Annotated in this window: 11 protein-coding genes and 1 tRNA gene; 8 read left to right on the top strand and 4 right to left on the bottom strand. The window is 70.9% G+C overall.

Annotated elements, in window-relative coordinates; translation table 11 throughout:
• Positions 1 to 200: 200 nt before the first annotated feature.
• Entirely contained in the window at positions 201 to 1,649 is a 1,449-nt protein-coding gene (locus tag ACIBCM_RS15255) for a potassium/proton antiporter (protein ID WP_399243337.1), read from the bottom strand.
• A gap of 296 nt (positions 1,650 to 1,945) precedes the next feature.
• On the opposite strand from ACIBCM_RS15255, the gene ACIBCM_RS15260 reads away from it, so the two are divergent.
• Entirely contained in the window at positions 1,946 to 4,774 is a 2,829-nt protein-coding gene (locus ACIBCM_RS15260; protein ID WP_399243201.1) for a penicillin acylase family protein, read from the top strand.
• 240 nt (positions 4,775 to 5,014) lie between these two features.
• On the opposite strand, the gene ACIBCM_RS15265 is transcribed toward ACIBCM_RS15260, so the two are convergent.
• Positions 5,015 to 5,632 (bottom strand): 5-formyltetrahydrofolate cyclo-ligase, encoded by a 618-nt coding sequence (locus tag ACIBCM_RS15265; protein ID WP_399243203.1) that lies wholly within the window; start codon positions 5,630 to 5,632, stop codon positions 5,015 to 5,017.
• Between the two features lie 133 nt (positions 5,633 to 5,765).
• Between ACIBCM_RS15265 and galU the strand changes: the two genes are divergently transcribed.
• From galU to ACIBCM_RS15300, 7 genes are all read left to right on the top strand, one after another.
• Positions 5,766 to 6,668 (top strand): UTP--glucose-1-phosphate uridylyltransferase GalU, encoded by a 903-nt coding sequence (gene galU, locus ACIBCM_RS15270; RefSeq protein WP_399243339.1) that lies wholly within the window; start codon positions 5,766 to 5,768, stop codon positions 6,666 to 6,668.
• Between the two features lie 4 nt (positions 6,669 to 6,672).
• A complete protein-coding gene (gene glp / locus ACIBCM_RS15275) occupies positions 6,673 to 8,001 on the top strand; it encodes a gephyrin-like molybdotransferase Glp (protein ID WP_399243205.1) in 1,329 nt (442 codons plus the stop codon).
• A gap of 93 nt (positions 8,002 to 8,094) precedes the next feature.
• Complete coding sequence (gene moaC / locus ACIBCM_RS15280; RefSeq protein ID WP_399243207.1) at positions 8,095 to 8,574, top strand: cyclic pyranopterin monophosphate synthase MoaC; 480 nt, start codon at positions 8,095 to 8,097, stop codon at positions 8,572 to 8,574.
• Positions 8,571 to 9,326, top strand: a complete 756-nt coding sequence (locus ACIBCM_RS15285; protein WP_399243209.1) for a molybdenum cofactor biosynthesis protein B — start codon at positions 8,571 to 8,573, stop codon at positions 9,324 to 9,326. Before moaC ends, ACIBCM_RS15285 begins: the two co-directional genes overlap by 4 nt.
• A gap of 14 nt (positions 9,327 to 9,340) precedes the next feature.
• On the top strand, positions 9,341 to 9,952 hold the full coding sequence (locus ACIBCM_RS15290) for a GNAT family N-acetyltransferase (RefSeq protein WP_399243211.1): 612 nt from the start codon (positions 9,341 to 9,343) through the stop codon (positions 9,950 to 9,952).
• A 135-nt stretch (positions 9,953 to 10,087) separates the two neighbouring features.
• Entirely contained in the window at positions 10,088 to 11,203 is a 1,116-nt protein-coding gene (gene glpR / locus ACIBCM_RS15295; RefSeq protein WP_399243213.1) for a gephyrin-like molybdotransferase receptor GlpR, read from the top strand.
• A 69-nt stretch (positions 11,204 to 11,272) separates the two neighbouring features.
• A tRNA-Ala gene (locus ACIBCM_RS15300) sits at positions 11,273 to 11,346 on the top strand.
• A gap of 235 nt (positions 11,347 to 11,581) precedes the next feature.
• On the opposite strand, the gene ACIBCM_RS15305 is transcribed toward ACIBCM_RS15300, so the two are convergent.
• Together ACIBCM_RS15305 and ACIBCM_RS15310 are read right to left on the bottom strand one after the other, a co-directional pair.
• Positions 11,582 to 13,405 (bottom strand): hypothetical protein, encoded by a 1,824-nt coding sequence (locus ACIBCM_RS15305; protein WP_399243215.1) that lies wholly within the window; start codon positions 13,403 to 13,405, stop codon positions 11,582 to 11,584.
• Positions 13,402 to 14,358: a hypothetical protein gene (locus ACIBCM_RS15310; protein ID WP_399243217.1), complete on the bottom strand. Its 957-nt coding sequence runs from the start codon at positions 14,356 to 14,358 to the stop codon at positions 13,402 to 13,404. Before ACIBCM_RS15310 ends, ACIBCM_RS15305 begins: the two co-directional genes overlap by 4 nt.
• Positions 14,359 to 14,382: the final 24 nt, after the last annotated feature.

Genomic DNA, 14,382 nt, shown 5'->3' on the forward strand with positions numbered 1-14,382 from the left:
CCCCACCGCCGTACGCCTTCTCCGTACCCCGGATCCGGCGCCCGGGCCGATCTGACAACGGCACCCCGTGCGACCTGACCAGGACCCACCGCTCCGAAGGCCGCACGCGCCGACCGCGCCGCCCGCCGACCGCGCCCGCCCGGGACCCCGTACGATCCGGCCAGGCCCCCGCCCGAGGGACCCGGCCCACCGTCAGCCGCCTACTGCCCGACCGCCCCCAGCCACCCCGCCAGCTTGCCGCCCTGCCCCACGGCCAGCAGCCGTCGTTCGGCGGCGTCCCGCACCTGGTCGGTGGCGACGACCAGCAGTTCGTCACCGCGCCGCAGCACCGTCGTCGGAAGGGGCACGAAGCTCTCCCCCTCCCGTACGACCAGGGTGACCGCCGCCCCCGCCGGAAGCCGCAGCTCCGAGACCTCCACGCCGTGCATCCGGGACTCCTCCGGGATCGCGAACGACAGCAGATGGCCGCGCAGCCGCTCCAGGGGCGCCGACTCGATGCCCAGGTCGGAGGGGGCGCCCGGGCCGAGCTTCAGGGCCTTCGCCAGCCAGGGCAGGGTCGGCCCCTGCACCAGTGTGTAGACGACGACCAGCACGAACACGATGTTGAAGATCCGGGCGCTGCCCTCGACCCCGCCCACCATCGGAATGGTGGCCAGAATGATGGGCACGGCACCGCGCAGCCCCGCCCAGGAGAGCAGGATCTGCTCCCGTACCGGAATCCTGAACGGCACCAGGCTGAGGAACACCGACAGCGGGCGGGCCACCACCGTGAGGATCAGACCCACGACCAGGGCGGGAATGATGTCGTCACCCAGCTCGTGCGGGGTCACCAGCAGGCCGAGCAGCACGAACATACCGATCTGGGCGAGCCAGCCGAGGCCCTCCGCGAAGCCCCGGTTGGCGGGGGCGTGCGGCAGCTTGGAGTTCCCGAGGACCATCGAGGCCAGATAGACGGCGAGGAATCCGCTGCCGTGCGCCATGGCACCGGCCGCGTACGCCACCACTGCGATGGCCATCACGGCGATGGGGTACAGACCCGAGGCGGGCAGGGCGACGTGCCGCAGCCCGAACGCGCCCAGGAAGCCCGCGGCCAGCCCGATGCTCGCGCCGATCGCCAGCTCCAGCGCTATTTTCGCGACCAGAACGTACCAGTCGTCGACCGGACCGGACACCGAGAACGCCACGACGAGAATGACCACGGGGGCGTCGTTGAAGCCCGACTCGGCTTCCAGCACACCGGTCACCCGGGACGGCAGCGGCACCCTGCGCAGTACGGAGAAGACGGCGGCCGCGTCCGTCGAGGACACCACCGCGCCGATGATGAGCGCCGGGCGCCAGTCCAGACCCACCAGATAGTGCGCCGCCGAGGCCGTCACGCCCACGCTCACCGCGACACCGACGGTCGACAGCACGACCGCGGCGGGCAACGCGGGTTTGATCTCCTGCCATTTGGTGCTCAGACCACCCTCGGCAAGAATCACCACAAGTGCGGCATAACCTATCACTTGGGTCAATTCAGCGTCATTGAACGTGATGTCGAAGATGCCGTCCTGCCCTATGGCGATCCCGATACCGAGATACAGAAGCAGGCTGGGAAGTCCGCTGCGGGACGAGATGCGCACCGCCGCGACGGCGATCAGCAGCACCAGCGAACAGATGAGCAGGAGTGCGTTGAGCTCGTGGACAGTCAGTGGCCGATCCTTCCCCTGGCGCCTCTACGTGCCGGATCGTGAACCCGGGCGGCGACACTTCGTTACCTTACCTAATCTTTAACGTTTTCTTGACGCCGGGATCATCTCGAAGGCCGGCGAGGCGCTCGCTCTGCGAATGCCGTGCCGACGGTGTTCGGCGGGCATGCTTTCGGATACCGCGTCAGGGGTGATGGGGTGCTGCGCCTATGGTTGCTCCAGCACCCCAGGACCAGACTGCGCCTCGAAGGACAGCGATGCCCTCCAACACAACCGCCTCTTCCCCCAAGAAGAAGAAGGGGCGACGTGCCCGCCTGCTCGTGATCGTCCTGGTGCTTGCGGTCCTCGCGGGCGTCGGGTACGGCGGGTACTGGGGCGTCAGTACGGTTCGCGCCTCCTTTCCGCAGACCACCGGGACGATCGAGATCGAGGGGCTGCGCGGGGAGGTCGAGGTCAAGCGCGACGACTACGGCATTCCGCAGATCTATGCGGACAACGACGAAGACCTCTTCAGGGCACAGGGGTTCGTCCAGGCGCAGGACCGTTTCTGGGAGATGGACGTACGCCGTCATATGACGGCGGGCAGGCTCTCCGAGATCTTCGGCTCCGGGCAGGTCGAGACGGACGCCTTCCTCCGTACGCTCGGCTGGCGCCGGGTCGCGCAGGAGGAGTACGACAAGAAGCTGACGCCCGAGACGAAGAAGTACCTCCAGGCGTACTCGGACGGGGTGAACGCCTATCTGGAGGGCAAGGAGGGCAAGGAGCTCTCCGTCGAGTACGCGGCTCTCGCCTTCACCAACGACTACAAGCCGGAGCCCTGGAGTCCGGTGGACTCGGTGGCCTGGCTCAAGGCGATGGCGTGGGACCTGCGCGGCAATATGCAGGAGGAGATCGACCGCTCGCTGCTGACCAGCAGGCTGACCGAGAAGCAGATCAAGGAGCTGTATCCGCCGTACCCGTACGACCGGCACGTGCCGATCGTGGAGGGCGGCGCCGTCGACGGGGAGACCGGTGAGTTCGACCCGGACGCCAAGCCCTCCTCCTCGGGCGGCAACGACGGTGACAGCTCGGGCAGCGGCTCGGGCAGCGGCTCCGGCAGCGGTGACAACGGATCGGGGACAGGTTCGGGAACCGGCTCGGGAACCGGGACCGCCGACGGCGCAGCCACCCCCTCCGAGGCCGCCGACGGTCTGAACTCCCAGCTCGGCGCCCTCTCCGAGACCCTCGACTCCATCCCCGCCCTGCTCGGCCCGAACGGCAGCGGCCTCGGCTCGAACTCCTGGGTCGTCTCGGGCGAGTACACGACCACCGAGAAGCCCCTGCTGGCCAACGATCCGCACCTCGCCCCCCAGCTGCCCTCACTCTGGTACCAGATGGGCCTGCACTGCCGTACGGTCTCGGCCGACTGCACCTTCGACACCGCCGGCTACACCTTCGCCGGGATGCCGGGCGTGATCATCGGTCACAACCAGGACATCGCCTGGGGCTTCACCAACCTGGGCGCGGATGTCACCGACCTCTATCTGGAGAAGATCTCCGGCAACACCTACGAACTGGGTGGCGAGGACCGGGAGCTCACGACCCGCAAGGAACTGATCAAGGTCGCGGGCGGCACCGACAGGACGATCACCGTGCGCTCGACCGGCCACGGCCCGCTGGTCTCCGACCGCAGCACCGAACTGGAGAAGGTCGGCCGGCAGGCCCCGGTCTCCAACTCCGCCCCGGACCGTGCCACCGGCTACGGCGTCACCCTCCAGTGGACCGCGCTGACTCCCGGCAAGTCGATGGACGCGGTGTTCGAGCTGAACCGGGCCAAGGACTTCGCGTCCTTCCGCAAGGCGGCCCGGAGCTTCGACGTGCCTTCCCAGAACCTGGTCTACGCCGACACCAAGGGCAACATCGGCTACCAGGCCCCCGGCCGGATCCCGGTCCGCGCCAAGGGCGACGGCTCGGTCCCCGCTCCCGGCTGGGACCCGAAGTACCGGTGGAAGAACGACATCCCGTTCGAGGAGATGCCGTACGAGTACAACCCGAAGCGCGGCTACATCGTCACCGCCAACCAGGCGGTCGTCAACGAGAAGTACCCGTACCTGCTGACCTCGGACTTCGGATACGGGGCCCGCAGCCAGCGCATCAACGATCTCATCGAGCAGAAGATCGAGGACGGCGGAAAGATCTCCACCGAGGACATGCGCACCATGCAGACGGACAACTTCAGCGAGATCGCCAAGCTGCTGACGCCCATCCTGCTGAAGATCGATGTCTCGGATCCGTACGTCCGCGAGGCGCAGAAGCTGCTGGAGGGCTGGAGCTACAGCCAGGAGGCGGACTCCGCGGCGGCCGCCTACTTCAACAGCGTCTGGCGGAACATCCTCAAGCTCTCCTTCGGCAACAAGCTGCCGAAGGAGCTGCGGGTCGAGGGCGAGTGCCTCAGTGTCCGCCCGGCGGACAGCACGGCCCCCGACGACCAGCTCAGCAAGCCGGTCATCGAGTGCGGTACGCGGGACGCGGACTCGGCCCAGCCGGACGGCGGCGACCGCTGGTTCGAGGTCGTACGCGGCATTCTGGAGGACGAGGACAACGCGTGGTGGCAGACCCCGGCCAGCCGCACGGACGCGGCCACGACCACGCGTGACCAGCTGTTCGCGCGGGCCATGGAGGACGCCCGCTGGGAGCTGACGGCGGAGCTGGGCAAGGACGTCTCCACCTGGAACTGGGGACGGCTCCACCAGCTGACGCTGCGGAACCAGACGCTCGGCACCGAGGGGCCCGGCGTTCTGAAGTACCTGCTCAACCGCGGCCCGTGGAATCTGGGCGGCGGTGAGGCGACGGTCAACGCCACCGGCTGGAACGCGGCGGCGGGCTATGAGGTCGTCTGGGTGCCGTCGATGCGGATGGTCGTCAACGTCGGTGACTGGGACCGCTCCCGCTGGATCAACCTCACCGGGGCGTCGGGGCACGCGTACAGCGCGCACTACACCGATCAGACGGACAAATGGGCCAACGGCGAACTGCTCGAATGGTCCTTCAGTAATGAGGCCGTGGAGGCGAACACCGTCGACACGCTCACCCTCACTCCGCGATAGGCACGCGCGCGGGCGCCCGCGCGCGTGGCGGCCGGCCCGGGGCCGAGGCTCATGCCTCCGCCCCGTGGTTCAGGCCCCCGGGGCCAGGGCCAGGGTCAGGCCCTCGGGGCCAGGGCCCGTGTTCAGGTCCGGCGGACGGGGGCGGCGGGCGGACTCGGCGTACGCCTACGGTCACGACGTACGCCCGCCATGGCGTACGCCCTCCGTCACGGCGGCGACACGCCCCCTCCCCGGCTCGCGCTACCGCCGCACCCAGGGCGTGAACCGGGTGACGCCCTCGGGTGTGACGACCGCGTGGACGGGGTGGTCATGGGGTTCCTCCGGAACGCGGGCGACCACCTCGTCCGCGTACAACAGCACCACCAGCGCGGGCCGGGCGCCGGCCGCCGACAGCCGGGCGAGCACCCGGTCGTACGAGCCGCCGCCGCGCCCCAGCCGCATCCCCCGGGCGTCCACGGCCAGCCCGGGAAGCAGCACCGCATCCGCCTCCAGTACGGCCCCCACGCCGAGGCGGGGCCCGTCCGGCTCCAGCAGCCCGCGCCCGGCGGGCAGGAGACGCTCCGGACCCTCGTAGGCACCCCAGTCCAGATCGTTGTCGGCCCGGAGCACCGGCAGCAGGACACGTACGCCCCGCTCGTGCAGCGCGTCCAGCAGCGCGCGCGTACCGGGTTCGCGCCCCACGGAGACATACGCGGCGAGGGTGCCGGCCCCTGTCAGTTCGGGAAGGCCGAGGGCGGCTTCGGCGAGCAGCGCGGCGGTCTCCCGGACGTCCTCGGGGGCCAGCCGGGCACGGGCGGCGAGCAGTTCTTTCCTCAGGGCCCCTTTTGACGGGCTGTCCGGGGGGAGTTCATCGCTCATGGACGGTCTGTGTACCTCTCTTGTATGTGCACATATATGTGCATACACCGGCTGAGTGGACGGAGTTCTTATCTTCCTCTCCTTCCTCGTCTACCTCGTCTACCTCGCAATTGCACCGGATAGTGTGCCGGGCGTGACTCAGCCGAACTCCAGGATCAGCAAGGCGGTCGTTCCCGCCGCCGGCCTCGGGACGCGATTCCTGCCCGCCACCAAGGCCACTCCCAAGGAGATGCTGCCCGTCGTCGACAAGCCCGCGATCCAGTACGTCGTCGAGGAGGCGGTCGCGGCCGGGCTCTCCGACGTCCTGATGATCACGGGCCGCAACAAACGTCCCCTGGAAGACCACTTCGACCGCAACTACGAGCTGGAGGAGGCGCTGGCCCGCAAGGGAGACGCCCGCCGCCTGGGGCAGGTCCAGGAGCCGAGCGACCTCGCCACCATGCACTATGTGCGCCAGGGCGATCCGCGCGGGCTCGGCCACGCGGTGCTGTGCGCCGCCCCGCACGTCGGCGACCAGCCCTTCGCGGTCCTCCTCGGCGACGATCTGATCGATCCGCGCGATCCGCTCCTGTCCCGCATGATCGGGATCCGGGAACGCGAGGGCGGCAGCGTGGTCGCCCTCATGGAGGTCGACCCCTCGCAGATCCACCGATACGGCTGCGCGGCCGTCGCCTCCACCGGCGAACCGGACGTCGTCAGGGTGACGGGGCTGGTCGAGAAGCCCGACCCGTCCGAGGCCCCGAGCAATCTCGCCGTCATCGGACGGTACGTACTGGACCCCGCGGTCTTCGCCGTGCTCCGTGAGACCCGACCGGGCCTCGGCGACGAGATCCAGCTCACCGACGCCCTCGCGGAACTCGCCGGGGACGAGAGGACCGGCGGACCGGTGCACGGTGTCGTCTTCCGGGGCCGGCGCTACGACACCGGCGACCGCGGAGCCTATCTGCGGGCGATTGTCAGACTCGCGTGCGAACGTGAAGACCTGGGACCGGAGTTCCGGGACTGGCTCCGCCACTATGTGAACGAGGAGATGTAGGACCGTGAGCGGCACGATCTGGTCGGTGGACGACCACCTGGAGGACATCCTCGCGGCCATCCGGCCGCTGGACCCCATCGAGCTGCAGCTTCAGGACGCCCAGGGCTGCGTCCTCGTCGAGGACATCACCGTCCCGGTGGCCCTGCCGCCCTTCGACAACAGTTCCATGGACGGGTACGCCGTCCGCGTCGCCGATGTCCAGGGTGCGACGGAGGAGTTCCCGGCGGCCCTCGCGGTCGTCGGGGACATCGCCGCCGGGGGCGCGGGGGGGCTCACCGTCGGCCCCGGTCAGGCCGCGCGGATCATGACCGGCGCGCCGCTGCCGCCGGGGGCGGAGGCCGTCGTCCCGGTCGAGTGGACCGACGGCGGCACCGGCGGGGGAGCGGTCACCGCGATGATCCCCGCGGGCCGGGAGCCCGGGGGCGCGAGCGGCGAGGTCCGCGTCCACCGGCCCGCGGAGGCGGGTGCCCATGTGCGCCCGCGCGGCAGCGACGTCCAGGCCGGGGACCTGGCGCTGCCGCGGGGCACCGTGCTCGGGCCGCCGCAGATCGGCCTGCTCGCCGCGATCGGCCGGGGCTCGGTCCGGGTGCGGCCCCGTCCGCGCGTGGTCGTCCTGTCCACCGGCAGCGAGCTGGTCCAGCCGGGCGAGGCCCTCGGCGAGGGCCAGATCTACGACTCCAACAGCTTCGCCCTCGCCGCCGCCGCGCGGGACGCCGGAGCGCTCTCCTACCGGGTGGGCGCGGTCACGGACGACGCCGGGATTTTGCGCGCCACCATCGAGGACCAGCTGATCCGCGCCGATCTCCTGGTGACGACCGGCGGGGTCAGCGTGGGGGCGTACGACGTGGTGAAGGAGGCCCTCGCGAGCGCCGGGGAGCCGGAGGGGGACTCCATCGGCGAGGAGGACAGACCGACGGGCAGCGGGGTCGACTTCCGCAGGCTGGCCATGCAGCCCGGCAAACCCCAGGGCTTCGGCACGATCGGCCCGGACCACACCCCGCTGCTGGCCCTGCCCGGGAATCCGGTCTCGTCGTACGTCTCCTTCGAGCTGTTCGTGCGCCCCGCGATCAGGACGCTCATGGGCAGGGAGGACGTGCACCGCCCCCGGGTGCGCGCCCTCCTGCGGGCGGGCGCGGCGCTCGGCTCGCCCGCGGGCCGCCGTCAGTTCCTCCGGGGGAGGTACGACTCCGGCGCGGGCACCGTCACCCCCGTGGGCGGTTCCGGCTCCCATCTGGTCGCGGCCCTCGCACACGCCGACTGCCTGATCGTGGTGCCGGAGCAGGACACCTCCGTCGAGCCCGGCGCCGAGGTGGAGGTGGTCCTCCTCGGGTGACCCGCCCCGCGTGGGGGTACCGTGTCTGCGCACACAGGCCCTCAGTGGCCTTGCAGGCCCCCAGGGCCCGGACCGGGAGCGGCGAACAGCGACATGAGTACAGACGGCAGGCTGACGCACATCGACGAGGCGGGGGCGGCCCGGATGGTCGATGTCTCCGGGAAGGACGTCACCGCCCGCACCGCTCGCGCCAGCGGCAGGGTCCTGGTGTCACCGCGGGTCGTGGCGCTGCTGCGGGGCGAGGGCGTGCCCAAGGGCGACGCGCTCGCGACGGCCCGTATCGCCGGGATCATGGGCGCCAAGCGCACCCCGGAACTGATCCCGCTCTGCCATCCGCTCGCGGTCTCGGGCGTCACGGTCGATCTGTCGGTCGCCGACGACGCCGTGGAGATCACCGCCACGGTGCGGACCACCGACCGCACGGGCGTCGAGATGGAGGCGCTCACCGCCGTCTCGGTCGCCGCGCTCACGGTCGTGGACATGGTCAAGGCCGTCGACAAGGCGGCCGTGATCACCGCCGTACGGGTCGAGGAGAAGACGGGTGGCACGTCCGGCGACTGGAGCCGTTCATGAGCCGCGCGGGTGAGGTGTACGGCCACAGCCACGGGCCGCGTCCGGGCGGGGGCGCGGATCGGGAAGCGGGCGCCGGCCCGGGGCAGGGCGGCACTTCCGGTGCGGAACCGGGCGCCGGCGTCGGTGAGACCGGCGGCGCGGGGCCGGAGTCCGGGCCGCGGGCCCTGGTGATCACCGCTTCTCAGCGCGCGGCGGCGGGTGTGTACGAGGACCGGGGCGGCCCGATCCTCGCGCAGGGCCTCACCGCGCTCGGCTTCCGGGTCGACGGCCCCCGCGTGGTGCCCGACGGCGACCCGGTCGGGGACGCCCTGCGGGCCGGAGTGGCGCAGGCGTACGACGTCATCCTCACCACCGGCGGCACCGGACTCTCGCCCACCGACCACACCCCCGAGGTCACCAGGCCCCTCCTCGACTACGAGATCCCCGGCATCCCCGAGGCGATCCGCGCCCACGGCCTGACGAAGGTCCCCACCGCCGCGCTCTCCCGGGGCCTCGCGGGCGTCGCGGAGCGCACCCTGATCGTCAATCTGCCGGGCTCACCCGGTGGCGTACGGGACGGCCTGACCGTACTCGAACAGGTGCTCCGGCACGCCGTGGATCAGCTGAGGGGCGGCGACCACGGGCCGGGGACCGCGCCGCAGCCGGGACGGGCCGGAACCGTGCCGGGAGCCGCCGCGCCCCCGCACCCGGGCGCGCCGCAGTCACCACCCCCCGCCGCGCCCGGACCGAACCCCGCCGGGAGCCCGAGCTGAACGCCCCCTGGCCCGTGGTCCTGGCGGACGGCGATGTGGTCCTCCGCCCGATAAAGCTGCGCGACCAGCGGAACTGGCGCGAGGTCAACCGGCGCAACCGGGACTGGCTGCGCCCCTGGGAGGCGACGATCCCGCCGCCCGCCCCCGGCGCCCCGCTCACCCAGCGGCCGACCTACCGCCAGATGGTCCGCCATCTGCGGGCCGAGGCCAACGCCGGCCGGATGCTGCCGTTCGTCATCGAGTACCAGGGACGGCTGGTGGGCCAGTTGACCGTAGCGGGCATCACCTGGGGATCGATGTGCTCCGGCCATGTGGGCTACTGGGTCGACCGGGATGTCGCGGGCCGCGGGGTGATGCCGACGGCCGTCGCGCTCGCCACCGATCACTGCTTCCGCGCGGTCGGACTCCACCGGATGGAAGTCTGCATTCGCCCCGAGAACGGCCCGAGCCGACGGGTCGTGGAGAAACTCGGTTTCCGCGAAGAGGGGTTGCGCCCCCGATATCTCCACATCGACGGTGCGTGGCGGGACCATCTGGTGTACGCGCTGACGGCCGAGGAAGTGCCCGAGGGACTGCTGCGCCGCTGGCACCAGGCACGACCCCGGACACCCCGGGAAATGAAATAAACGTTCGAAAATGATCCCCGGCGAACGAGAGATGATCCGAACAATCGCAAAAAAAGTCCGTCGTATCAGCTGGATCGTGCGACACACCGGGCCAATTGGCGGATGCCCTTGCGAGAATCCCTCTACGGTGTGACCGTGAGCAGCAGCGGCCTCATCTACGCAGTCATCGTCGGGGCCTGGGCCGCCTACTTGGTGCCGATGTGGCTCCGCAGGCAGGACGAGCTGAACGAGGCACGTCCGACGGAACGCTTCTCCACCGCCATCCGGCTGCTGTCCGGACGCGGGGCGATGGAGCGCCGGTACGCCAAGGAGCTGCGGGAACGCACCGCGGAGCAGCCCGAGTCCGACCAGGACCCGGATGTCGGCACGGAACCCCTGAGTTCCGTGGACGTCCGGGCCTTCGCCGCGCCCCGCACCGAGATCCGGCAGCCCTCCCCGGAACCGGCCGAAGCGGCGGCGCAGCCCAAGGCACCGGCACCGGCACGTTCGCGGGAGCCCTCGGAGCGCCGTCCCCGCCCGCGCCCCAGCCGGGCGGCCGCCGAGCGCGCCCGGCGCAGCAAGGTCCTCGCCCGCCGCAGGCGTACGACGGTGATCCTCTTCCTGGCCTTCTCCCTGGGCGCGGTCGTGGCCGCCGTCGGCGGGCTCGGCTTCCTGTGGGCGCCCGCCGTGCCCGCGGTGCTCCTCAGCGCGTACATCGTGCATCTGCGCGCCCAGGAGCGCCGGCGCTTCGTGGTCGTCATGGACCGCCGCCACGCGGAGGCGGCGGCGCAGCGCCTGCGTGAGAACCGGCCCCGGCGCCACCAGCCCGCCTCGGCGCCCGACGCCGAGGCGGACGAGGAGCCCGAGGCGCACCCCGAGCCCGTCCCCGCGAAGGTCTCGCCCCAGGAGGCGGGCCGGCGCGCCCTGGTCGAGCAGACGGACCACGCCGAATGGGTCGACCAGCAGCGCGACCGCGGCCCGGCGACCGGCGACAGCTGGGACCCGGTCCCCGTCCCCCTGCCCACCTATGTCACCGCCCCGGTCGCCCCGCGCGCCACGGGCGGCGTCGACATGAACGACCCCGAGACCTGGAGCTCGGCCCGCTCCTCCACGGCGGACCCGACCCCCGCCCCCGCCCCCTCCAATGCGTCCGCACCCGCCGCCCCGAACCGCCGCACCCCCCCACCGCGCCGCACCACCCGCGACCGCGGCCGCACCCCTCTCTTCGACCAGTACGCGGACGACGACCGCCCCCGCGCGGCCAACGAGTGACCCTGTGACCAGCGAAGGAACGGATTTCCAAGCACCCCGATCGGGATGCTAGAGTTTCACTCGTTGCAAGGGCCTGTGGCGCAGTCTGGTAGCGCACCTCGTTCGCATCGAGGGGGTCTGGGGTTCAAATCCCCACAGGTCCACCGCACGACTGTTCTTGAGTTAGCTCGGGAGTGGTGACGAGATCCCGTCCGATCGAAAGATCGGGCGGGATCTCTGCGTTTCCGGGGTCTGTTCGAGGTGTTGTTTGAACAGGGTCGGTGCCGGAGTCGGTTGCCTGGCGGTCGTCAGCCTGGAGTTTTCGGGGTGGTTCGGATCCATGGGGTGTTCTGGGGCTACCGGTGGGCGTGCGTGATCCCGATCTGTGGTGCAGGGGTGTCAGGTGGTCTCGCGGATTTCCTGCTCCGTGGGCGGAGGCAGCCCGGTGGCGTCGGGTGGCCGGGCCGCCGGTCCGGCGATAGCGGCGAGTTCATGGGTGGCGACAGCTTCCGTGGACCCGATGGTCTGTTGCCAGATGAAGAGGATGCTCAGGTTGATGCTGCAGATCATCAGCGCGAGCAGGATGGTCTGTGCGACGCGTCCGTGGGCGAGGCGCTTGGTGGGGTCGGAGATGTCGATGCCGTGGCTCTTGGCCCTGCCGTTGAGGCCTTCGATGTTCGCTCGCTCGGGCCGGTAGGCGTCCTGCCAGGTGGGGTGAAGGTAGTGCCGGTCCTGGCGGAACTTGTCGAGCTTGCCGAGGTCGCCGGGCCGGACGGTGATCGTGGGCTTCTGGCAGATTCGCGGCAGCTCGCCCTTGGGCAGTGGCCGCAGCCGTTCGCCTTGGGGGATCGGGACGGTGGGTTTGGCCGCGCTGTGTGCGGCGGTGGCCCGCTTGCTGGTGAGGTCGACCACGGCCGGCCGTGGTGCCGGGACGCGGTGGACCTGGTTGAAGCGGGAACACGACACGGCGGGCGAGGGTCCGCTGGCCGGGCACTGGAGCCTGATTGCGCCCCGCTCGTCCGCGGACTCCTTGAGCTTGAGGAAGTACGGCTCCCGGGCGGCGATCAAATCGCGGAGCTCATCGCTGTCGCCGATACCGCGTACGGCTCTGTCGTCGAGCCCGGTGGTCGCGTGAGCCAGTGCATCCGGCATCACGGGGCAGGCGAGCGATCCGTCGACGAGAAGGGCACCCTGGTGGGTCCCCTGGACGCCCCGGTGCCGCTGCTTGTAGTCGAGAACCAGCTGGTAACCCATGGTGCGGACCGGCTGGGCGAAGTGCTCCGTGATCTGGTCGGTGTAGGCGCGGTCGGCCGCCAGCAGACCTGTCGGGAAGCCGAACGGGGCAAGCTGGGTAAGGGAGTGGACCGCGTTCGGGCCGATGCGTTTGCCCGGAGTGTCCAGGACGAGGCCGAGCGCGAGCTGCGGATGGTGGCTGACACGCTCACCGGCCTGCCGATGGCCGCCTGGGTGGCGTCGGCTGGCCGCGACCAGGAGGCTGGCGGAGTGTCCGAAGATTCCTTCCTCGGAGCCTCCGCAGTAGTGCCAGCCGGCAGTGAGTTCGACGGAGGCCAGGCCCCGTCGCTCGCGGGCCGGCTGGTGCCAGGCGGGAATCGGCGTGGTGTCGACGGCGATATCGCCCCGCCAGCCTTTGAACAGGCCCCGGCGGTGAGCGAGGCGGACGGTGATCAGCACCAGACGGTCACTGACCTCCTGCAGCAGCTCCCGCCGACGTGCGCGCTCGGCGTCCGTGTCCTCCCAGGCAGCGGCCACGACTGCGGCCTCGCCCGCCGGCAGCCGACGGCGCCGATCACAGCGCAGGGGGTCGAGGGCGGTGGTCAGACGGTCGAAGGAGCGGTAGACGCGGCGGGAGAACGCGATCCTGGTGTGCCCGTCGGCCCGGCAGCCGTCCGAGACGCCGAGCCACGACCGCGCAGGAGCCCGCAGCTCATCGAGCAGCACCCGGCAGACATCCGCGAGGCTGGCGCTGCGGTGATAGTGCAACGCCAGCAGCAACCCCACCAACACGGTCCGGACCGGAAGCCCCTTCGGACCCGGACGGCCTTCCAGCTCGGTGTCGATCAGCTCAAGCACTCCGGACTCGTGCAGAAGCGCATCGAGCTGGCCGACCTTCGACTCGGGGATCTCGAAGGGCGCGTCGGTGACCGGCCGCGGCCGGCACCTCCTGATCTTCTCCGGGTTCCGCCAGGCCCGGGGCTTGGTCACCTCTCCTCCGCGCCCCGCAGGAGCCGGGCCGCTGTCACCTCGTCCACCGGCGGCACCAAGTGCTGCCAGCGGGCCAGGGATGCGGCGGAAGCGAGCCCGGCCGCCTGGGCAATCAGATGGTGATCGATATGCGCGCGCATCAGCTCGACGACCCACGTCGCCCGCAGCCGGCCCACCGACACCGCAGGCAGATCCTGCGGAGGCCGGTGGAGCAGGGACCAGGAGCCGATCAGGTTCTTCGCGTACTCGACGGTCCGCTGCGGCCGGAACAAGTACCCGCCACCCGCCCTCTCCGCCAGCTCGCCCAACACCGTGTCCCATGCGGCCCGGGCGACAAGCGGCACCAGCCGCTCGACCCCCTTGTGCAACAGCGGGCCGTCCCGGCGAGGGCGCCGCAGATCGATGCCCCGGCTGGCCGCGACCTCCTTCGGCATCAGCCCCAGGCCCGCACCCAGCCCCAGAAGCGCAAGAGCGTCGGTCTTCTGCTGGCGTGGCAGATGAGTGGCCCAGTGCCGAAGGCCAGCCAACTCAGCCGATGTGTAGGGCTGGTGCGGACTGGCCTCGGCATGCATCCGCGCCGGGGGCGCCTCGCCGCGCTCGCTCCATGCCAGCGCATCGCGTACGCGCAGCAGCCACGTCCGGTACGTCCGTACCGACGATGCCTCGATCTCCCCAGTCCGCGAGAGCACGAACGCATCGATCACCTCGTTGCGCAGCCACGCGTCCGCAGACCGGTCGATCCCCGTCGCCTCGGCCCACAACGCCAGCCTGCCGACCACGTGCAGCAGCCGCTCCACGTCATAGGGCACGGCCGTCACGGCTGCGGTAACGACCGACCGCACCAGCGGCGCGACCTCGGCCCAGGCGGGCGGAACGTTCTTGGGCCGGTAGCGGGTGATCTTCGCGGACGTGACGGGATCAAGGACCACGGTCCATGCATACCGGCTGGACAAGCAGCCATTCCACAGCTGATCGAC

It is taken from the genome of Streptomyces sp. NPDC051018 (assembly GCF_044456085.1).
In the GTDB taxonomy this organism is placed as follows: Bacteria; Actinomycetota; Actinomycetes; order Streptomycetales; family Streptomycetaceae; genus Streptomyces.